The organism is Staphylospora marina (assembly GCF_003856495.1).
Lineage (GTDB): Bacteria > Bacillota > Bacilli > Thermoactinomycetales > Thermoactinomycetaceae > Staphylospora > Staphylospora marina.
This window is the reverse complement of record NZ_CP034118.1, coordinates 2,411,478-2,431,552: the sequence shown is the minus strand read 5'-3', so window position 1 is coordinate 2,431,552 and position 20,075 is coordinate 2,411,478. Positions and strand designations below refer to the sequence as shown.

The following is a 20,075-nucleotide window of genomic DNA, read 5'->3' as shown; positions in this document are numbered from 1 at the left end:
GGCAAAGAAGGGAAGTCCCATGTCTTTCAGTGCAACCATCAAGAAAGAGCTGACGCAGCTGGAAGCGAAGCCCTGCTGCCGGCGTGCCGAGCTGTCGGCTCTGGTTCGCATGAACGGCAGCGTTCAGCCGAAGCCCGGCGGCCCGGTGGTGGAGATCACCACCGAAAATCCGTCGACGGCCCGGCATGTGTTCACCTTGCTGAAACAGCTCTTTCAAGTGCAGCCGGAAATTCTGGTTCGCCGAAAAATCCGGCTGAAAAAAAACAATGTCTACATGATCCGCCTTTCCGAAAAGACCGCTTGGATTCTGTCCATGCTCGGAATTTTCCGGAAAGGTTCCTGGGAACGGGTCGAAGGGATCCTGCCGGATCTCCTGAAGAAGCCGTGCTGCAAACGAGCCTATCTGCGTGGGGCGTTCCTGGCCGCCGGTTCGGTCAATTCACCCGACAGCGGCTCGTATCACATGGAGATTCTCTCGACGTACCATGATCACAGCCAGGGCCTTCTTGATCTGATGAACCATTTTCACCTGCATGCCCGCATGATCGAACGCAAAAAGGGGTACGTGGTTTACATCAAGGAAGGCGACAAGATCGGAGAATTCCTCAACATCATCGGTGCGCACCCGTCCCTGCTCCGTTTCGAAAACATCCGGATCATGAAAGACATGCGCAACTCCGTCAACCGGCTGGTCAATTGCGAAACCGCCAATCTCAACAAAACGATTCAGGCCGCCATGCGACAGATCGAGAACATCCGCCTGATCGAAAGCGAGATCGGCCTCGAAAACCTGCCGCCCCGTCTCCGGGAAGTGGCGGAAACCCGACTCCGTCATCCCGACGTCAATCTGGCCGAACTGGGCCAGTTGTTGCCGGAAAAAGTGAGCAAATCGGCCGTCAACCACCGAATCCGGAAGCTGAACGAAATGGCCGAAAAGCTGCGCGAAAACGGGAAAACATCGGATGAACCGTCATCCACGTGAGGAGGTACGAACCGATGGTGGAAAAGAAAGTCACCGTGGAACTGGAAACCGGACTTCATGCCCGTCCGGCTGCGTTGTTTGTTCAGGAAGCCAACCGTTACTCCTCGGAAATCTGGGTCGTCAAAGGAACCAAAAAGGTGAACGCGAAAAGCATCATGGGCATCATGAGCCTCGCCGTCTCCCGCGGAACCGAAATCACCATCATCGCCGAAGGACCCGACGAACAAGAAGCGGTCAACACCCTTTCGGAGATGGTCTCCAGGAAGGAGTAAACGGACCTGGACCCCGTCGGCGGGGGAAGACCGGGCGGCTTCGGAAAGTTCCCGGAATCTTGGGCGACAAAACCGGGACAACCCCTGAATGGCCGTCCGGTCAAACAACCGAAAAAATATCGTCACATTTTGTTTGGTTTCCTCCCCTCCCTTTCCGATATGATTAAGATAGAATGGAGGGGATAACATGTACATCTAGTCTGTGCGTGACCGTCCGTGGAGGGATTTATGGACGCATATTTTTACCCCGTCATCACTTTCATGTATTTGGTCCTCTTTGTCTGGAGTTTCCGTACGTTCCGCGAATCATCGTTTTGGGGAACGTCATGGACCCTGTTTCTCATTGTGGCCAACATCTACAGCAGCATTGTCCTGTCCGCCGGAGCCTGGATCGGACAGGGATATCTCCTGGAAATGCTCAGTCTTGTGCGTTACCTCCTCCACGTTCTGTTGACTCCCACCCTTGTCTTTATCTCGTTGGATATTCTTCGCAGGCTTCATGTGGAATGGTCGCATGATCTCAGTACCGGCGCAGTGTTCAATTTGTATACGTTTGTGTTGACCGTCATGGGCATTTTTACGGAAATTATTTGGATTGAGTTGGTCCCCGTTGAAGTGGGCGGCATTGTTCGTTACGTGCCGCATGACGGACATGTTCCGGTTGTCATGATCCTTCCGCTTGTACCGCTTTTTCTGTGCGGGTGGATGATGTGGGTGAGGCATCGCTGGCCCGTTTTGCTGTTCGGAGTGGCGGTGGCTCTTCTTGCGGGAGCGGTGGGCATCAGTGCCGACGTCTGGTACGTTTCCTCATTGGGACAATGGTTGTTGATGTGGACATTGGTCGTCACGGAGCAGCGATTGTCACCGGAAGAGTATCACTCCGGTTGGAAGTCCTGACATCCGATAAACATGAAAATCAGTTCCCCGCCGGGAAACGTAGTTGGCGGGGCTTTGGCATGCACGGACCTCCGGGCGCTTGGTCGGTGTTTGCATAAGCGGAACATCCCTCCGAGCAAACTAACGGCTGACTGGAGGGATTGTCAGTGATGAATGGTTACAGACTCAAGGCCTTTGTCAGCCTGTTGGTCGTCGGCATTTCGGTTTTCATGGGATGTCAGCGGCATGAAAAACCGGAGGAACAGGAAGGGCTTGACAAAGACTCCCATTCGTACAGCTATGTCAGTTATGACGAGGCCAGAATGAAACAGGTGGCCTTGGACGTCCCCGGAGTGGAGGATGTCCGAATGGAATACAACGGAAAACATGTGATGATGTACATCATTCCGGAAAAGACGGTGAAACCGGAACACTATCATCATCTGGCCAACCAGGTTCACAAAAAAGTGAGCCAGACAACGCCCATTACACCGTTTCATGTCCGCATACTCAAGCCGAATCCACGGTTTGACGGGGATCCGGGGTACTGATCCGGTTTCATGAGAGAATTCTTGCGCGAAGCGAGAGAGTTCTCGGCGGGTCGGGGCCCTTCATCACGGAAAGGAGAGAGACACAGAGATGTTCCGTTCCCCCCGGCAAATCAGTCCGATCGCGCGTTTGGTTTCTGCACTCATTTTGATTTCGATTGTGGTTTTCACGGTTTCTTGCGCGGATAAAAAAGAAACCGCTTCCGGCGAAGTTGTTCAGGTCGTGGACGGGGATACGTTGAAAGTGAAGGTCGGAAAGAAGACGGAAACGGTACGCATGCTGTTCATCGACTCTCCGGAAACCAATGATCCCGAACTGGGAGAGCAGCCGTTCGGAATGGAAGCGAAGCTGCACTTGGAAGAACTGGTTTCTCCCGGTTCGAAAGTCACGCTGGAGTTCGGACCGGAGAAACACGACAAGTACGGGCGATTGCTCGCTCATGTCCAACTGGAAAAGGACAAAGAAACCCTTCAGGAAAAGTTGCTGAAGGAAGGCTTGGCACGTGTGGCTTATCTCTTCCACGAAGATGAGGAGATGGAAAAGCGGTACCGGAAAGCGGAAGAGGAAGCCCGGAAAAAGCGGCTGCGCATCTGGTCGGTCGACGGGTACGTGCACGAGAAAGGGTTTAACCCGAAAGCCGTTGAGCGGGTGGCGCGGTTTGTCGCTTCCAAACGGAGCGATGTGTATCACCCCGTGGAATGCAAGGAAGTCGTCAAACAGATTCATCAGGATAACCGGGTGCCGTTCGCCACGGAGGGCGACGCCAAGGCGAGCGGACGCAGGCTCAGTCAGGTGTGCAAGGCCGAATGATTGTAAAAAAGCCCTGATGCGCCACGCGCGCATTCAGGGCTTTTTTTCGTCATTTCTTGTGGGTGGTCATGATCTTGTCGATCAAACCGTATTCGAGCGCTTCCTGGGCGGTCATGAAATAGTCGCGGTCGGTATCCTGCTCGATCCTCTCCAGCGGTTGGCCGGTGAACTCGGACAGCATCCGGTTGATGTTTTCCCGCATGCGGAGAATGCGGCGTGCGCGAATCTCGATGTCGGTCGCCTGTCCTTGTGCGCCGCCGAGCGGTTGGTGAATCATCACTTCGCTGTTGGGCAGGGCGTAGCGTTTGCCTTTGGCTCCGGCCGCCAGCAGGAAGGCGCCCATCGAGGCGGCCCAGCCGACGCAGATGGTGGAAACGTCCGGCTTGACAAACTGCATCGTGTCGTAAATGGCCATGCCGGCCGTGATCGATCCGCCCGGAGAGTTGATGTAGAGGTAAATGTCTTTTTCCGGGTCTTCCGCCGCCAGGAACAGAAGTTGGGCGACGATCAGGTTGGCCACTTCGTCCGTGACGGGGCTGCCCAGCAGGATGATCCGGTCTTTCAACAGACGCGAATAAATGTCATACGAACGTTCGCCGCGACTCGTCTGTTCGACCACAAAGGGGACCAAGTTCATTGACGGGTGTTTTTCGTTCATACCCGCCCCTCCTTTTGGATATATAGGGTCTCAGCCAAAAGATGGTTTCTGATTCCATGATACTGCAAAGGTCAAAAAAGGTCAAACAAAAAACCGAAAAAAACAGACACCCCGTTTCCGTATCGGAAAGGGGTGCCTTCCTGTTGGTGCGCCTACCAGGATTCGAACCTGGGCACCTGGTTCCGGAGACCAGTGCTCTATCCCCTGAGCTATAGGCGCGTATCCTTGAGCTGACAAATCACATTATAGCACGCGCATTTGAGTCATGCAAGTGGGATTCCGGAAAAAAATTTTCTTCTTCATTTTTGCCTGCACCGCGAAAACCGATTCGCGCATTCGGAAGAGGGCGGGGGACGGATGGAGCCGTGTGTCTCGTGTCCGGTGCCCGACGCGCGTTCAAACGTCGCCCTCAGGTCCGAAAGGCTCCCGCCGGAGACGGGCAAACAAACGTCCGTTTTTCCTCCAAGGAGACAGGCGGAGGACATGCATCCAAAGGACCGGTTTCGTCGATCACCGGTGATGTGCCGTTCTTCAAAATGTTGCGTCTTTGCCGATCCGGGCAGAATGCCAGAAAAAGGGCCCGGATGTAGAATTCTTTTATGATAAAATGGAATTGATTCTTTTACTTGGTGAACAATTGTGTGTGACTTGAGGGGCCGGATCCATTGTGATCGGACGGAGGTGACGGCAAATGGCTCTCCAGATGAATCTTGGCTTGTTCCAGGAACAACGGATGAAAATGGTGCTCACTCCGGAATTGCGCCAAGCCATCCAGCTTCTGCAGGGTTCCGCTTTGGATCTGATGGAACATCTTGAAGAACAATTGGCGGAAAATCCGCTGCTCGAACTGGAAGACGGGGCAGATCTGCTCAGATGGCTGGAATATCTGGACCGGCCCGGCCGACCGGCTTTTCGCGCGGACCGGAGCGTGGAGATGCCGGAGCCGGAACCTCAGACCGCGGGACCGGAGACGCTGGCGGAAGTGCTGGAAGCGCAACTGTTCGAATACGACCTGGATCCGGTGCGCAAGAGAGTGTGCCGCGAGCTGATCCACCTGCTGGATGAAAAGGGATACATCGACCCTGAGTGGGTTTCGGTATGTAAGCGCTTTCTCGTTTCCGACGAAGTGGCCGAAGAGTGCCTCGGCGTGATTCAATCGATGGACCCGGCCGGCGTGGGGGCCCGTTCTCTGGCGGAATGCGTGGAGATTCAGCTCAGGCGGCGGGAACGTTGCCATCCGCTCGCCATCCCGATCGCTCGCGATCACCTGTGGGACGTGGCGGAAGGGAAATGGCGAAAGATCGCCGCGGCGCTCGGGGCGGACGTGGCGGACGTGCAGGAGGCGGTGGACGAGATCCGCTCCTGCAATCCCAAGCCGGGAGCGGCATACACGGCGGAAGCCCCGCGCTATGTCGTGCCGGACGTGATCGTGGAAAAAGTGGACGGGGAATATGCGGTCCGGCTCAGCGAAAGCGAGATGCCCGGGCTGGTGGTCAACAACAGTTACAAGGCGCTCCTTCGCGGCAGAACCTCCGATGAAGAAACGGTGCGCTACGTGAAAAACTGGATGCAATCCGCCCTCTGGCTGATCCGCGGCATCGAGCAGCGGCGCGACACGATTCACCGGGTGGCCGAAGCGATCGTGAACCGGCAGCGGGAGTTTCTCGACGGAGGCATGGAGTATTTGAAGCCGCTCACGCTCAAGCAAATCGCCGAAGAAGTGGGCGTCCACGAGTCGACGGTCAGCCGGGTGACCCGGGGCAAGTACATGCAAACGCCGCGCGGCTTGTATCCGTTCCGCTTCTTCTTCCCGTCCGGGCTGTCCACGACGGCCGGGGATGATCTGGCTTCGGGAACGGTGAAAGAGAAGATCCGCAGCATCATCGACGGCGAAAACAGACAACAGCCGCTGTCCGACCGGCAAATCGCCGAAATGCTTTCCGGAGAAGGGATCCGGATCTCCCGCAGAACCGTGGCGAAATACCGGGAAGAGATGGGGATTCCGTCTTCGAACGGACGGAAGCGCTTTCTTTGAATGTTCCAAAAAGAACCCCCTTTCCTCTCCGCTGCAGGGTTTGATAAAATAAGGTTGCAATCCCTCTGTGCAGGCGGGGATCTTTTTTTGGGGTGCATGGGACAAAAATGAGACATCCGGGACTTGTTTTGTCCCTATCAGAGATTCCTGACGGAAGCGAAACATGTTGCGTTCGGTGTGATCATTTCCGCTGCGGTGGACATCCTGTGGATGACCATGCGTGTTTCGTCCGGTCGGGATGGAGGAAGTCGAATGGAGCAATTGCTGGAGATTCAAAAACGGCTCGTGCCGGAGCTGTTGAACGACATGCACAGGCGCTACCGGATCCTGAGGCAGATTCAATGGATGCAGCCGGTGGGCCGAAGAGCGCTGGCGGGCGCCCTGGACATGACGGAACGGGTTCTCCGGGCGGAGACCGATTTTCTGAGGGAACAAGGCTTGATCCGGGTGGACTCCGCAGGCATGAAACTGACGGAGGCCGGTCAGTCCATTCTGACGGATGCGGAGCCGTTCATCCGGGAAATGGCCGGACTTCGCGGATTGGAAGAGAGGTTGGCGTCCGTTCTCGGGATCCGGCGGGCGATCATCGTTCCCGGTGATTCCGACCACAGCGCCTGGGTGAAGAAAGAGATGGGACGCGCGGCGGCCAGGCTGCTCGCGGAGCTGGCCGAACCGGATGGCGTCATCGCGGTGTCGGGAGGCAGCAGCGTGTTGGAGCTGGCGGAGGAGTTGCCCGCCCATCCGGTGTTGAAAACCGTCACCTTCGTGCCGACCCGGGGAGGCATGGGCGAGCGGGTGGAGCTGGAAGCCAACTGGATCGTGTCGCGGATGGCCATGCGGACGGGAAGTTCATACCGGCTCCTGCACGTCCCGGAGGAGCTGGGGGATGAAGCTTACCAGACGATGATCCGCGAGCCGAGAGTACGGGAAGTGTTGGAGAAAATCCGCCAGGCCCGCATCGTGGTTCACGGGATCGGAGATGCCCGGGCGATGGCCAGAAGACGGGGATCACCGGAAGAAGTGGTGGAAAAACTCGTGCGCGAAGGAGCCGTCGGTGAATCGTTCGGCTACTATTTCAACCAAAACGGGGACATCGTTCATCGGGTCCGCACCATCGGACTCCGGTTGGAGGATTTGATACATGTGAAGCGGATCGTCGCGGTGGCCGGCGGATCCGGCAAGGCGGAAGCGATCCGCGCCGTTTGCGGTCACGTGTCGCGCGATGTGCTGGTGACGGACGAAGGTGCCGCGCGTGCCGTTTTGAAAATGGAAGAACCGGTCCGTGAATGTTGAGTGCACCTCCCAAAGAGGATCGCACCGGATTCGATCGGTGACGAAGAATTGCAGAAAGAGACTTTAACCAGGAGGAATGAACCATGAGCAAAGTCAAAGTGGGGATCAACGGATTCGGACGAATCGGCCGCAACGTGTTTCGGGCCATGCTGAATCATCCGCAGTTGGAGGTCGTCGCCGTCAATGACCTGGCGGACGCCGGCACGCTGGCGCACCTGCTCAAGTACGACTCGGTGCATGGACGTTTCCCGGGCGAAGTGACCCGGACCGAAAACGGCTTCAGCGTCGACGGACGGGAAGTGCGCGTGTTCGCCGAACGGGATCCGGGGGCCATCGCCTGGGAGGAAGCCGGCGTGGAAATCGTGATCGAATCGACCGGTCGGTTCACCAAACGGGAAGATGCCGCCAAACATCTGCACGGCAGCGTGAAAAAAGTGATCATTTCGGCACCGGCCACCGGGGAAGATCTCACCGTGGTCATGGGCGTCAACCACGAGCAATACGATCCGGCCGTTCATCACGTGATTTCCAACGCTTCCTGCACCACCAACTGCCTGGCGCCCGTGGCCAAAGTGTTGCATGAAGCGTTCGGCATCCGTCGCGGGTTGATGACCACCGTCCATGCTTACACCAACGACCAACAGATCCTCGACCTGCCGCACAAGGATCTGCGTCGGGCACGTGCGGCCGCCGAATCGATCATTCCGACGTCCACCGGAGCCGCCCGCGCAGTGGCTTTGGTGCTGCCGGAACTGAAGGGGAAACTGAACGGATTTGCGATGCGGGTGCCCGTGAAAAACGTGTCCGTCGTGGACCTGGTCGCCGAACTGGAGAAAGAAGTGACGGTCGAAGAAGTGAACCAAGTGTTGAAACAAGCGGCGGAAGGTCCGCTCAAAGGAATCCTGGCGTACACCGATGAACCGCTCGTTTCCGTCGACTTCAACGGAGACACCCATTCTTCCACCGTGGATGCCCTGTCCACCATGGTGATGGAAGGAAACATGGTGAAAGTGGTGGCCTGGTACGACAACGAGTGGGGCTATTCCAACCGCGTGGTTGATCTGGCCGATTACCTGGTGCGGAAAGTACTCTGAGCGCTTCGTCACAATTTCGTCCGTGAAAAGTGCCATACTAAATGAAAATATGCTATACTCGTTTCGGGAAAAACGGACGATGGCTGCAGGGAGGAGATTCAACCCCTCTCCGGAACGGGAGGCGTGTTCCGGGACCGGCCTGCCGGCGGGACCGGGGGTCACCGGAGGAGGGCGTCCGGGACGTTGCCGACCGCTTGAAGGAGATGGTTGTCTCCTCTTTCGTCTGCCATGCGAGGAGGAACCCCGATGAACAAAAAATCGGTCATTGATGTGGATGTCCGCGGCAAACGGGTCTTCTGCCGCGTCGATTTCAACGTGCCGATCAAAGACGGCGTCATCATGGATGACACGAGGATCCGCGCGGCGCTTCCGACGATCCGTCACCTCATCGATCACGGAGCGCGCGTCATTCTGGCCAGCCATTTGGGGCGTCCCAAGGGCAAAGTCGTGGAAGAGATGCGCCTGACTCCCGTCGCCAAGCGTTTGTCCGAGCTGCTCGGCAAGCCCGTGGTCAAGACGGACGACGTGATCGGCGATGAAGTGAGAAGCAAAGCGGCCGCTCTTCGGGACGGTGACGTGCTCCTTCTGGAAAACGTCCGCTTCCATCCCGGCGAGGAGAAAAATGATTCGGAATTGGCCAAGGCGTTTGCCGGGCTGGCCGACCTGTACGTGAACGACGCGTTCGGCACCGCGCACCGGGCTCACGCCACGACTGCGGGAATCGCGCAACATTTGCCGGCGGTGTCCGGATTCCTGATGCAGAAGGAAATCGACATGCTGGGCAAGGCGCTGTCCGATCCGGCCCGTCCGTTCACGGCCATCATCGGCGGTGCCAAGGTGAAAGACAAAATCGGCGTGATCGAGAACCTGCTGGACAAGGTGGACAACCTGATCATCGGCGGAGGTCTCTCCTTCACGTTCGTCCATGCGCAAGGATACGGAATCGGCAAGTCTTTGCTGGAAGAGGACAAAGTGGAACTGGCCAAAGGGTTCATCAAAAAGGCGGAAGAAAAAGGCGTCCGCATGCTGCTGCCCGTCGATGCCGTGGTGGCCGACCGGTTCGCCCCGGATGCGGAAGCGGAAGTGGTGGACATCGACAAGATTCCGGAAGACCGGATGGCGCTGGATATCGGACCGAAAACCCGCGAGCTTTTCGCGGAAGCGGTGAAACAGTCCAAGCTGGTCGTCTGGAACGGACCGATGGGCGTGTTTGAATTCGACCGGTTTGCCGAGGGAACCAACGCGGTTGCCCGGGCACTGGCCGAATCGGACGCCATGACCATCGTGGGCGGCGGCGATTCGGCGGCGGCCATCGAGAAATCGGGCCTGGCGGACAGCGTCGACCACATTTCCACCGGCGGCGGCGCATCCCTGGAATTCCTGGAAGGCAAGGAGCTTCCCGGCGTGGCCGTTCTGCAGGACAAAGAGTGAGGAGGTAACACCTTGCGTACCCCTGTCATCGCGGGAAACTGGAAGATGTACAAAACGCCGGAAGAAGCCGAAGCGTTCGCGGCCGCGCTTCATGACACGCGGCTGCCGGACGGGGTGGAAGCGGTCATCTGCGCCCCGTTCGTCGCGCTTCCGGCACTGAGAAAGGCGCTGGAAGGCACCGGAGTGGGTCTCGGTGCCCAAAACGTGCATTGGGAACGGGAAGGGGCCTTCACCGGAGAGATCAGCGTGCCGATGCTCCGGGCGATCGGCGTGAAATACGCGATCATCGGGCATTCCGAGCGGCGCGCGTACTTCGCGGAAACGGACGAAACGGTTCACCGCAAGTTGAAAGCGGCGCTGGCCGGCGGGCTCGTGCCGATCGTCTGTGTGGGCGAGACGCTGGAAGAGCGGGAACAGGGACGGACCAAAGAGGTCGTCCGGCAACAGGTGGAGAAGGCGCTGCAAGGAATTTCCGCGGAAGACGCGGCTCGCGTCATCATCGCCTACGAACCCGTTTGGGCGATCGGAACGGGACGGGCGGCCACGGCCCAGGATGCGGAAGAAGTGATCGCCTTCATCCGTGACACGGTCGCTTCGCTCACCGATGCCTCGACGGCCGCGGCGGTGCGCATCCAGTACGGCGGCAGCGTCAAGCCGGACAACATTCGGGAACTGCTGGACATGCCCAACATCGACGGTGCCTTGGTGGGAGGCGCCAGCCTGGATCCCGCTTCGTTCATCAAGCTGGTGCAAGCGGCGGAAGCGGGGGATGACCGGTGACGCGGAAAAAGCCGGTCCTCCTCTGCATCCTCGACGGATTCGCCCTGCGGGAAGAAACGGAAGGAAACGCCGTCGCCCAGGCAAAGAAACCGAATTTTGACCGGTACTGGAACCGGTTTCCCCACACCACCCTCCAGGCGAGCGGAGAGGCGGTGGGACTTCCGGACGGACAGATGGGCAACTCCGAGGTGGGGCATCTGAACATCGGAGCGGGCCGCATCGTGTACCAGGACCTGACCCGCATCACCAAATCGATCAAGGACGGGGAGTTCTTCGGAAACGAGGTGCTGCTGGGCGCCGTCCGGCACGCGAAGGAGCGGGGTTCTTCCCTGCATCTGATGGGGCTGTTGTCCGACGGCGGTGTGCACAGCCACATCGCGCACCTGTTCGCCCTCCTGGAACTGGCCCGCCGCGAGGGGCTGGACCGGGTGTATGTGCATGCGTTCCTCGACGGCCGGGACACGGCTCCGGACAGTGCTCCGGGCTATCTGGAGGACCTCTTGGCCAGGATGAAGGAGCTGGGGACCGGAAAACTGGCCACCGTGCACGGCCGTTACTACGCGATGGACCGGGACCGTCGTTGGGATCGGACGGAAAAATCGTACCGGGCGATGGTCCTCGGCGAGGGAATCCGGACGGAGGATGCACTGACCGCCGTCAGGGAGTCGCACGAAAGCGGCACCTTTGACGAATTCGTCCTGCCGACCGTGATCACCGAACACGGACAACCGGTGACCACCATCCGCTCCGACGATGCGATCATCTTCTTCAACTTCCGGCCGGACCGGGCGATTCAACTGTCGCAGGCCCTGTCCAATCCGGATTTCGACGGGTTCGACCGCGGTCCGGAACAGCCACGGCGGCTTCATTACGTCTGCATGACGCACTACAGCGAAACCGTCCGCGGCGAGATCGCCTTCCCGTCGGTCGATTTGGTCAACACGTTCGGGGAAGTGGTTTCCCGCCACGGACTGAAGCAGCTGCGCATCGCCGAAACGGAGAAATATCCGCACGTCACGTTCTTCTTCAGCGGAGGGCGCGAAGCGACGTTCCCGGGAGAGGAGCGCATCCTGATCGCTTCGCCCAAGGTGCCCACCTACGACCTGAAACCGGAAATGAGCGCCTATGAAGTGACCGATGCCTTGCTGAAGGAGATCGAAGCGGACAAACATGACGCCATCATCCTCAATTTCGCCAACCCGGACATGGTGGGACATTCCGGCAAGCTGGAGCCGACCATCCGGGCGGTGGAAGCCGTCGACGAATGCCTCGGCCGCATCGTCGATCTCGTGCTGGAGAAAGGCGGCGTGGCCGTCATCACCGCCGATCACGGCAACGCGGACATGGTGATCGACGAGCAGGGTCGTCCCCACACGGCCCACACCACATTCCCAGTGCCGCTGATCGTCACGGACGAATCGGTCAAGCTGCGGGACGGTGGCATTCTGGCCGATATTTCACCGACGCTCCTGCACCTTCTGGGCGTGGAGAAACCGGAAGAGATGAACGGTCAGTCTCTGATCGTCGAAGGTTGATCCGGGGACATCTCCCCGAACCATGGAATCATGAATGATCATTTACCCACTCATTTTTCCGAAGTGGAGGGAACCTTGATGAGCACCACCATCATTGAAGTGTACGGCCGTGAAGTCCTCGATTCCCGCGGAAATCCGACCGTCGAAGTGGAAGTCGTTCTCGAGTCCGGCGCCGTGGGCCGCGCCATCGTGCCGTCCGGTGCTTCCACCGGTGCCTATGAAGCCGTGGAGCTGCGGGACGGCGACAAATCCCGTTACCTGGGCAAAGGCGTGCTCCAGGCCGTGAAAAACGTGAATGACGTGATCGCTCCGCAGATCGTGGGCATGGACGCTCTGGATCAAGTGGCCATTGACAACGCCCTGATCGAAATGGACGGCACCCCGAACAAGGGCAACCTGGGCGCCAACGCCATCCTCGGCGTTTCCATGGCCGTGGCCCGCGCCGCCGCCGAAGCCGTCGGCCTGCCGCTGTACGCATACCTGGGAGGCTTCAATGCCAAAACCATGCCGGTGCCGATGATGAACATCCTCAACGGCGGTGCCCACGCGGACAACAACGTGGACATCCAGGAATTCATGATCATGCCGGTCGGCGCCGAAACCATGGCGGAAGCCATCCGCATGGGCGCGGAAATCTTCCACAGCCTCAAAGCGGTGCTGAAAGAAAAAGGCTACACCACCGCCGTGGGAGACGAGGGCGGATTTGCTCCGAACCTTTCCTCCAACGAGGAAGCCCTCTCCACCATCATGGAAGCGATCGAACGGGCCGGTTACAAACCGGGCGAGCAAGTGAAGCTGGCGCTGGACGTCGCCTCCACCGAAATGTACAAAGACGGCAAATACCACTTTGAAGGGGAAGGCATCACCCGCACCTCCGAAGAAATGGTCGCCTTCTACGAAGAGCTGGTCGGCAAGTACCCGATCATCTCCATCGAGGACGGCCTGGCCGAAGACGACTGGGAAGGCTGGAAATTGCTCACCGAGCGCCTCGGCGGCAAGGTGCAGCTGGTCGGCGATGATCTGTTCGTCACCAACACCCGTCGCCTGAAAGAAGGCATCGAGAAAGGCGTGGGCAACTCCATCCTGGTGAAAGTGAACCAGATCGGCACCCTGACCGAAACCTTCGATGCCATCGAAATGGCCAAACGCGCCGGATACACCGCCGTCATTTCCCACCGTTCCGGCGAATCGGAAGACACCACCATCGCCGACATCGCCGTCGCCACCGGTGCGGGACAGATCAAAACCGGTGCACCCAGCCGGACCGACCGCGTTGCCAAGTACAACCAACTCATCCGCATCGCCGACGAGCTGGGTCACACCGCGCAATATCCGGGTCTGACCGCGTTCTACAACCTGAAGAAGTGACGAATTCATCCGCAAACCGGCTTTCCCCCGGCGGGGGAGGCCGGTTTTTTGGCCTTTCGAGACGGGCATCTCACAAAATATTTGAAGAACACAGGCTTTCTTGCCTCTTGTCCCGTTGAAAAGCGGGGGGGAATGTGGTACTGTCATAACAGTGAACAGAGCGAGGAGGTTTCTGCCTTGGTACTGGCATCCAAAATTATCCTTGCGGTCATCAGCGTCGGTCTCATTCTTGTCGTCTTGCTGCAGTCGGGCAAAAGCGCCGGTCTGTCCGGAGCGATCGCAGGCGGTGCCGAACACCTGATGGGCAAGGCGAAAGCCCGCGGAATCGACGCGCTGCTCGGCAAGCTGACCGGGGTTTTGGCGACCCTGTTCATGATCGCGGCCCTGCTGGTGGGTTATTTCGTCAAGTGACGATGGATTCGTGGTGCCGATGGGATGTGAACGGATGACGGGAGTGACGGTTTGCCCTGTTCATCCGGTCTCGTCCGACATCGGCCGTTTTCTTGCCGGGGAAAATTTTTTGCGTGCCCCTCTTGTCAGGATCATCAATCCATGCTAATATAATTTTCGTCCGGTGACCATGGCGGAGGGGATCCACCCGTTCCCATCCCGAACACGGAAGTTAAGCCCTCCAGCGCCGATGGTACTGAGGGATGGCCCTTGGGAGAGTAGGTCGTTGCCGGGCAACCGAAAGCCACCCGATTTCGGGTGGCTTTTTCTTTTGTCCAACTCCCCCCTCGTTTCCCCGATTTCTTTTCCCCCGCGGTTGTGCTATGGTGAATGCATAGAAAATTTTCCCTGAGGGAAAAAACCCTTTTGACACTGGTTCAGGAAGTGGATGGAGAGATGAAAACCGTTGTACGTTCTCCCGAGCCCTTTTTTTATCCGGAAGGAAAAACGGGAATCCTGTTGATACACGGGTTTTCGGGAACCCCGTCGGAACTTCGCCCGATGGGAGAGTATTTCAAAAGCCGCGGATTCACGGTGTATGCGCCCCTCCTGCCGGGACACGGGACCAGTCCCGAGGACATGGAGAAAACCGGGTGGAAGGATTGGTGGCAAGCGGTGCTCGACGCCCATGACCGCATGATGCGGGAGGACCTGGATCATCTGTTCGTCGCGGGTCTGTCGATGGGCGGCGTGCTTTCCCTGATGCTTGCGGCGGAAAGACCCGTACACGGGGTGATTTCCATGTGCGCGCCGGTGTGGATCCGGGACCGGAGGGCGTTTCTGGCCGACCTCGTCAAGTATGTGTATCGCTTCAAACCGCGCTCCGTGCACCGGGATCCGGAAATCGAGGCGCATCTGGTTCCGTACGACCGGACGCCGGTCAAATGCGTGGGAGAGCTGCTTCGCCTGATTCGCCGGATGAAGAAGAAACTTCCGGAAGTGAAGGTTCCGGCCCTGGTGGTTCAGGCGGCACGGGATGAGTTGATTTTGGAGAAGAGTGCACACTATATCCTGGATCATCTCGGATCGTCGGAGAAGCGGCTCAAGTGGTACGAAAAGTCGACGCATATCATCACGGTGGACAAAGAACGAATGAAACTGTTCCGTGACGTGGAAGCGTTTGTGCGGACGGTGACCGGCAGCGGTGAGCCGCGGATCGGTCTGAACGTGAAAGAGAGGTGACGGTTCGCCGCCATGATCCCATGCGTTCTTGCGGCGGCGCAAACCATATGGTGAAAGAACAGGATATCAGGCGATTCATGCAGGAAAGTGCGTACAAACCGATGACCCGGGAAGAGTTGGCCCAGGTGTTCCAGGTGCCGGAAGAAGAGATGGGCCCCTTTGAACTGCTGCTGGATGAAATGGAGGCGAACGGTTGGATCGTCCAAACCCGTGCCCGCCGCTACGGGGTGCCGGAGCGGTTCAACCTGGTTCGGGGAACTCTGCAGGGAACCGCCAAGGGATTCGGATTCGTCATTCCCGACACCCCCGGCAAGCCGGATGTGTATGTGCACACCAGCGACATGAACGGGGCGATCGACGGCGATCTGGTGCTGGTTCGCATCCACAGGGCCAAATCGGAAAGCCGCAGACCGGAGGGGGAAATCGTCCGCGTGCTGAAACGCGGGCGGGACAAGATCGTGGGCACGTTCAACCGGCTGTCTTCCCATTTCGGTTTCGTGATTCCGGATGACAAACGGATTGGCGCGGACATCTTCATCGCCGCCGAGCATCAGATGAATGCGCGGGACGGGCAGAAGGTGGTCGTGAAACTGCATCAGATCACCGGCCGGTTCAGTGCCGAAGGGGAAATCATCGAAATCCTCGGGCACAAAAACGATCCCGGCGTGGACATTCTGTCCGTCATCCGCAAGCACGGCCTGCCCGAACAGTTCCCCGAAGAAGTGTTGGCGGAGGCGGAACGCGTTCCGGAGGAAATCCGGGAGGAAGAATTGAAGGGCCGGCGCGATCTCCGGGATTGGGACATGGTGACCATCGACGGGGAAGACGCCAAAGACCTGGACGACGCCGTGTCCGTGGAGCGGCTGGACAACGGAAACATCCGGCTCGGCGTACATATCGCCGACGTCAGTTATTACGTGAAGGAAGGATCGGCGCTCGACCGGGAAGCCTACCGGCGCGGCTGCAGCGTCTACCTGGTGGACCGGGTCATTCCCATGCTGCCCAAGCGTCTGTCCAACGGCATTTGTTCCCTCAATCCGCGGGTGGACCGGCTCACCATGACCTGCGACATGGAGATCGATCCCGCCGGAAACGTGGTGCGGTACGACATCTATCCCAGCGTGATCCGTACCAACGAGCGCATGACCTACACCAATGTGAAGAAAATCCTCCTGGACAACGATCCGGAGCTGATCGAACGGTACAAACCGCTGGTGGGAGACTTCCGCCTGATGGCCGATCTGGCCATGACCTTGCGCCGGAAGCGGATGGCCCGCGGGGCGATCGATTTCAATTTCCCCGAAGCCAAGATCATCGTGGATGAAAAGGGACGGCCGGTCGATGTGGTGCGCAGGCCCCGGACCATCGCCGAGCAACTGATCGAGGAGTTCATGCTCAAAGCCAATGAAACGGTGGCGGAGCACTATTTCAATCTGAACGTTCCCTTCGTCTACCGGATCCACGAAAATCCGGATGCGGAGAAATTGCAGTCGTTTTACCAGCTTGTCGCCACGTTCGGCCATTCGGTCAAGGGAAAAGCGGATCAGGTGAAACCGCACGCCTTGCAGCAGCTGCTGGAAAAAGTGGCGGGCAAGCCGGAAGAGCTCATCATCAGCACCGTGATGCTCCGCTCGATGAAACAGGCCAAATACGCCGCGGAATGCTTGGGGCATTTCGGTCTGGCCGCGCGGTACTATTCGCACTTCACGTCACCGATCCGGCGTTATCCGGACCTGTTGATCCACCGGATCATCCGCGAAGTGCACGAAAACGGCGCCTTGTCGGTGGAGCGGATCGACCGGTTGAATGCGTATCTGCCCGACGCCGCACAGCAATCCTCCATCCGCGAGCGGATCGCCGTCGACGCGGAGCGGGAAACGCAGGCTCTCAAGGCCGCCGAATACATGATGGAACGGATCGGCGAGGAGTACGAAGGCATCATCTCCAGCGTCACTTCCTTCGGCCTGTTCGTCCAACTGGAAAACACGCTGGAAGGCATGGTGCACATCAGCTTCCTCACCGACGACTACTACCGGTATGACGAACGGCACTACTGCCTGATCGGCGAGCGCTCCGGACGCGTGCTCCGCATCGGGGACAAGGTGCGCATCCGCGTCTCCGGCGTCAACGTCGAAGAACGCAAGATCGACTTTGAACTGCTGGATCACTTCGGCGGGGAAGGCTTGGAGCGGATCCGGAAAAAAGGGAGAAAAGCAAAAGCGCCCGCCGAAGCGGAGACCGGGAAAAGAAGACGCGGCAAAAAAGGCAAGCTGCATGCCGTCGAGCCTCCGAAATCCGGCAAAACCAAAAAAATCAAAGCAAAGAAAATCAAAAAGAAAAAAGATCGCAAAACCCGGAAGCGGAAGTAAAGCCGCATCCTTCACCGCATTCACGAAGGAGGGGGCAACCATGCCTCCGCGGAGCTTCGCCGCAGGGGCGTTCCAAACCGGTGCACGTGACCGGGCGGAAGGGGGGTTCCTTCCCCCGGTCCGTTCCGGCCCGTGCGCATGAAGTTTGAATAATCCGTGAAAAATCTGTTGACCCGCCGTCCGTTCGATTGGTATAATGATGCTCGCGTCACACTTTATGCGGGCGAGGTGAACACCGGTGGGCAACAAAGGCGTCAAAGTGATCGCCAAAAACAAAAAGGCCTTTCATGATTATCAGATCGAAGAGCGTTACGAGGCCGGCATCGTTCTCACCGGGACGGAGATCAAGTCGATCCGTCAGGGGCGTGTGAACTTGAAGGACAGCTATGCCCGCATCGACAAGGGCGAACTGTTCATCATCGGCATGCACATCAGCCCGTATGAACAAGGCAACCGCTTCAACGTGGATCCGACCCGCACGCGCAAACTCCTGATGCACCGCCGGGAAATCGACAAGTTGCACGGTCTCGTCCAGCGCGAAGGCTATACGCTGGTACCGCTCGACGTGCACCTGCGAAACGGGTTTGCCAAGGTGGAGCTGGGGTTGGCCAAGGGGAAAAAGTTGCATGACAAACGGGCCACCGAAGCCAAGCGGGAAGCGGAGAGAATGATCCGGCGCGAACTGAAGGAAAGAAATTTGCGCTGAACGCAAAAAAACCCTTGCATGATTTTAAAGACCCTGCTATAATGCAAGATGTGGCCGCTCGATACGAGCGAAAAGTTGAATCTCGGGGGCGTTCTGGGATTCGACGGGGATTGATCGAGCGTCAGCAGCGAGCCGAGGGGTTGCGCTTCTCGTTAAACACGCAAGGCCAAATGTAACTGGCAAACAAGAATACGCTCTGGCTGCTTAATTGTTCAGCCAGGATCCGCCTCTCCTTCGCCCGTGAGGAGAGAACGGGTCTCACATTCAGCGGGCTGGCCGATCGACTTGCCGCAGGTCGTGAGGCGAGATCTTTGCGGCTGGTCTTCCCGGCAGCCTGTCACCGGGCGGCCTGAAGACGAGATCCAAGTGCGGTGACTGCGCTCGGAGAACCTGACGTGGCGAGGTCTTCGGACAGCGGTTCGACTCCGCTCGCCTCCACCAAAACCGACATGCTGATGTAGCTCAGCTGGCAGAGCACTTCACTCGTAATGAAGGGGTCGGGGGTTCGAATCCCTCCATCAGCACCAGACAAGAAGCCTTCGGACCAACGAATCCGAAGGCTTGTTTTTTCATTGTTTTTGTCTGATCATTCCGAATATGTCATGAAAGCGGGGGAGGAGCATGAAACATTCCGGGGACGACCGGGAGCGCGAAGCGCGGAATGCATCCGGCCATCAGCCGGACACAAACGGGGACGGGAAACTTCCCCGCAAAGCCCCGGAGAAAGATCCGGGAGAAGAATCGGGCACGCTCCGGATTCAGGAGGCCGGCCCCCTTGAAGCGCGGATTGTCCATCTTCCCGCCATTCCGACGTGGAAGCGAAAGATCGACAAAAGCGGATACGCTTATCTGAAACGCGTGGCTCATCACCATGAGGGCGTGTCCCTGACGCCCGAAGTGGTCGGAGGCATGCCGGTGATCGCCGGCACCCGCATCCAGGTTTCGCTCATTCTGGCCTGTTTTCGCGACGGCATGACCGTGGAAGAGATTTGCGAAGACTACCGGTTGAATCCGGACCAGGTGAAAGCCGCCCTTGATTATGCCATCGAGGTTCTGGATGACCCGTTTCTGGGGAGCTGATCCATGCGGAAACTGCTGCTGGATGAAAACGTCACGCCCAAAGCCGCGGAAATCTTCCGGGAGCTGGGGTATGACGTGGAAAGCGTCCATTCGCTCGGTCTGCGCGGCATGAGCGACTCGCGCGTGCTCGAGGCTGCCGTGGATTCGGGAAGAATCCTGCTCACCCACAACGGAAAAGATTTCATCCTTCTGGTTCCTCCCCGCCTGCCGGATGTGGTTCACCAGGGAATCCTGTGGTTCAAATTCCAGGTGACCCGAAGAAACGTCGACGTCACATGCCGGAAAATCCACGCCTTTTTCGAACGGGTCTCCGCTTTGGACAATTCCGTCTGGGAAGTTCTCCGGGAGGGCACCATGGTGATCTTCAGCCGGTATGTTCCGGGGCCGAATGTGTCTTTTCGCCTGTGAGATGTGAACCATTGGATGTGAACCATTGTGTGAGGGAGTGCGCCGGCAGCCCTCCCCTGTTCGTTTCGTTGCAATGGCAAAGGCACTCGCAGGGGAGGGCTCCGGATTTTTCACTGTGCGTGGGAGTTGTCGGAAGCCATTCCCCGCTCGTTTCGTTACAATGGCAAAGGCACTCGCGGGGAAAGGCTCCGGCTTTG

19 protein-coding genes, 2 tRNA genes, 1 rRNA gene and 1 other RNA gene are annotated in these 20,075 nt (G+C 58.3%); 21 read left to right on the top strand and 2 right to left on the bottom strand.

The genetic code is table 11. The annotated features are described in order from the left end of the window. The first annotated feature begins 19 nt into the window (after positions 1 to 19). From whiA to EG886_RS11975, 5 genes are all read left to right on the top strand, one after another. Positions 20 to 982 carry a DNA-binding protein WhiA gene (whiA, locus tag EG886_RS11995; RefSeq protein ID WP_124728355.1) on the top strand — a complete coding sequence of 321 codons (963 nt, stop codon included), beginning with the start codon at positions 20 to 22 and terminating at the stop codon, positions 980 to 982. A gap of 14 nt (positions 983 to 996) precedes the next feature. Beyond that, positions 997 to 1,254, top strand: coding sequence for an HPr family phosphocarrier protein (locus EG886_RS11990; RefSeq protein ID WP_124728354.1), 258 nt, complete (start codon positions 997 to 999; stop codon positions 1,252 to 1,254). 228 nt (positions 1,255 to 1,482) lie between these two features. Next, positions 1,483 to 2,151, top strand: a complete 669-nt coding sequence (locus EG886_RS11985; protein ID WP_124728353.1) for a hypothetical protein — start codon at positions 1,483 to 1,485, stop codon at positions 2,149 to 2,151. A gap of 149 nt (positions 2,152 to 2,300) precedes the next feature. Continuing rightward, a complete protein-coding gene (locus EG886_RS11980) occupies positions 2,301 to 2,681 on the top strand; it encodes a hypothetical protein (RefSeq protein WP_124728352.1) in 381 nt (126 codons plus the stop codon). 88 nt (positions 2,682 to 2,769) lie between these two features. Beyond that, positions 2,770 to 3,489: a thermonuclease family protein gene (locus EG886_RS11975; protein ID WP_124728351.1), complete on the top strand. Its 720-nt coding sequence runs from the start codon at positions 2,770 to 2,772 to the stop codon at positions 3,487 to 3,489. Between the two features lie 49 nt (positions 3,490 to 3,538). Here EG886_RS11975 and clpP read toward each other — a convergent pair whose 3' ends face one another. After that, positions 3,539 to 4,126 carry an ATP-dependent Clp endopeptidase proteolytic subunit ClpP gene (gene clpP / locus EG886_RS11970; protein WP_124728778.1) on the bottom strand — a complete coding sequence of 196 codons (588 nt, stop codon included), beginning with the start codon at positions 4,124 to 4,126 and terminating at the stop codon, positions 3,539 to 3,541. Between the two features lie 165 nt (positions 4,127 to 4,291). Further along, a tRNA-Arg gene (locus tag EG886_RS11965) sits at positions 4,292 to 4,366 on the bottom strand. A gap of 472 nt (positions 4,367 to 4,838) precedes the next feature. Here EG886_RS11965 and rpoN point away from each other — a divergent pair. The 16 genes from rpoN to EG886_RS11885 all read left to right on the top strand — a co-directional run bounded on the left by rpoN (position 4,839) and on the right by EG886_RS11885 (position 19,878). Next, a complete protein-coding gene (gene rpoN / locus EG886_RS11960) occupies positions 4,839 to 6,182 on the top strand; it encodes an RNA polymerase factor sigma-54 (RefSeq protein WP_124728350.1) in 1,344 nt (447 codons plus the stop codon). Positions 6,183 to 6,434: 252 nt separating this feature from the next. Continuing rightward, a complete protein-coding gene (locus EG886_RS11955) occupies positions 6,435 to 7,475 on the top strand; it encodes a sugar-binding transcriptional regulator (RefSeq protein ID WP_124728349.1) in 1,041 nt (346 codons plus the stop codon). Positions 7,476 to 7,558: 83 nt separating this feature from the next. Next, positions 7,559 to 8,569: a type I glyceraldehyde-3-phosphate dehydrogenase gene (gap, locus tag EG886_RS11950; protein ID WP_124728348.1), complete on the top strand. Its 1,011-nt coding sequence runs from the start codon at positions 7,559 to 7,561 to the stop codon at positions 8,567 to 8,569. Between the two features lie 246 nt (positions 8,570 to 8,815). Continuing rightward, the gene (locus EG886_RS11945) at positions 8,816 to 10,000 is read left to right on the top strand and encodes a phosphoglycerate kinase (protein WP_124728347.1); all 1,185 of its coding nucleotides are present in this window, start codon (positions 8,816 to 8,818) and stop codon (positions 9,998 to 10,000) included. A gap of 12 nt (positions 10,001 to 10,012) precedes the next feature. Beyond that, entirely contained in the window at positions 10,013 to 10,780 is a 768-nt protein-coding gene (gene tpiA / locus EG886_RS11940) for a triose-phosphate isomerase (protein ID WP_124728346.1), read from the top strand. Further along, a complete protein-coding gene (gene gpmI, locus EG886_RS11935; protein ID WP_124728345.1) occupies positions 10,777 to 12,315 on the top strand; it encodes a 2,3-bisphosphoglycerate-independent phosphoglycerate mutase in 1,539 nt (512 codons plus the stop codon). The genes tpiA and gpmI overlap by 4 nt, the downstream gene beginning before the upstream one ends. 78 nt (positions 12,316 to 12,393) lie before the next feature. Then, positions 12,394 to 13,683 carry a phosphopyruvate hydratase gene (gene eno, locus EG886_RS11930; protein ID WP_124728344.1) on the top strand — a complete coding sequence of 430 codons (1,290 nt, stop codon included), beginning with the start codon at positions 12,394 to 12,396 and terminating at the stop codon, positions 13,681 to 13,683. A 177-nt stretch (positions 13,684 to 13,860) separates the two neighbouring features. Next, complete coding sequence (secG, locus tag EG886_RS11925; protein ID WP_124728343.1) at positions 13,861 to 14,094, top strand: preprotein translocase subunit SecG; 234 nt, start codon at positions 13,861 to 13,863, stop codon at positions 14,092 to 14,094. 159 nt (positions 14,095 to 14,253) lie between these two features. Further along, positions 14,254 to 14,368, top strand: a 5S ribosomal RNA gene (gene rrf, locus EG886_RS11920). 161 nt (positions 14,369 to 14,529) lie between these two features. Next, a complete protein-coding gene (locus EG886_RS11915; protein ID WP_124728342.1) occupies positions 14,530 to 15,315 on the top strand; it encodes an alpha/beta hydrolase in 786 nt (261 codons plus the stop codon). 47 nt (positions 15,316 to 15,362) lie between these two features. After that, a complete protein-coding gene (rnr, locus tag EG886_RS11910; RefSeq protein WP_124728341.1) occupies positions 15,363 to 17,684 on the top strand; it encodes a ribonuclease R in 2,322 nt (773 codons plus the stop codon). A gap of 238 nt (positions 17,685 to 17,922) precedes the next feature. Next, entirely contained in the window at positions 17,923 to 18,390 is a 468-nt protein-coding gene (smpB, locus tag EG886_RS11905) for an SsrA-binding protein SmpB (RefSeq protein ID WP_124728340.1), read from the top strand. An 84-nt stretch (positions 18,391 to 18,474) separates the two neighbouring features. Continuing rightward, positions 18,475 to 18,831: a transfer-messenger RNA gene (gene ssrA, locus EG886_RS11900) on the top strand. A gap of 10 nt (positions 18,832 to 18,841) precedes the next feature. Next, positions 18,842 to 18,917: transfer RNA gene (locus EG886_RS11895), tRNA-Thr, on the top strand. Positions 18,918 to 19,011: 94 nt separating this feature from the next. Beyond that, entirely contained in the window at positions 19,012 to 19,470 is a 459-nt protein-coding gene (locus EG886_RS11890) for a DUF433 domain-containing protein (RefSeq protein ID WP_124728339.1), read from the top strand. A gap of 3 nt (positions 19,471 to 19,473) precedes the next feature. Continuing rightward, positions 19,474 to 19,878, top strand: coding sequence for a DUF5615 family PIN-like protein (locus tag EG886_RS11885; protein ID WP_124728338.1), 405 nt, complete (start codon positions 19,474 to 19,476; stop codon positions 19,876 to 19,878). Positions 19,879 to 20,075: the final 197 nt, after the last annotated feature.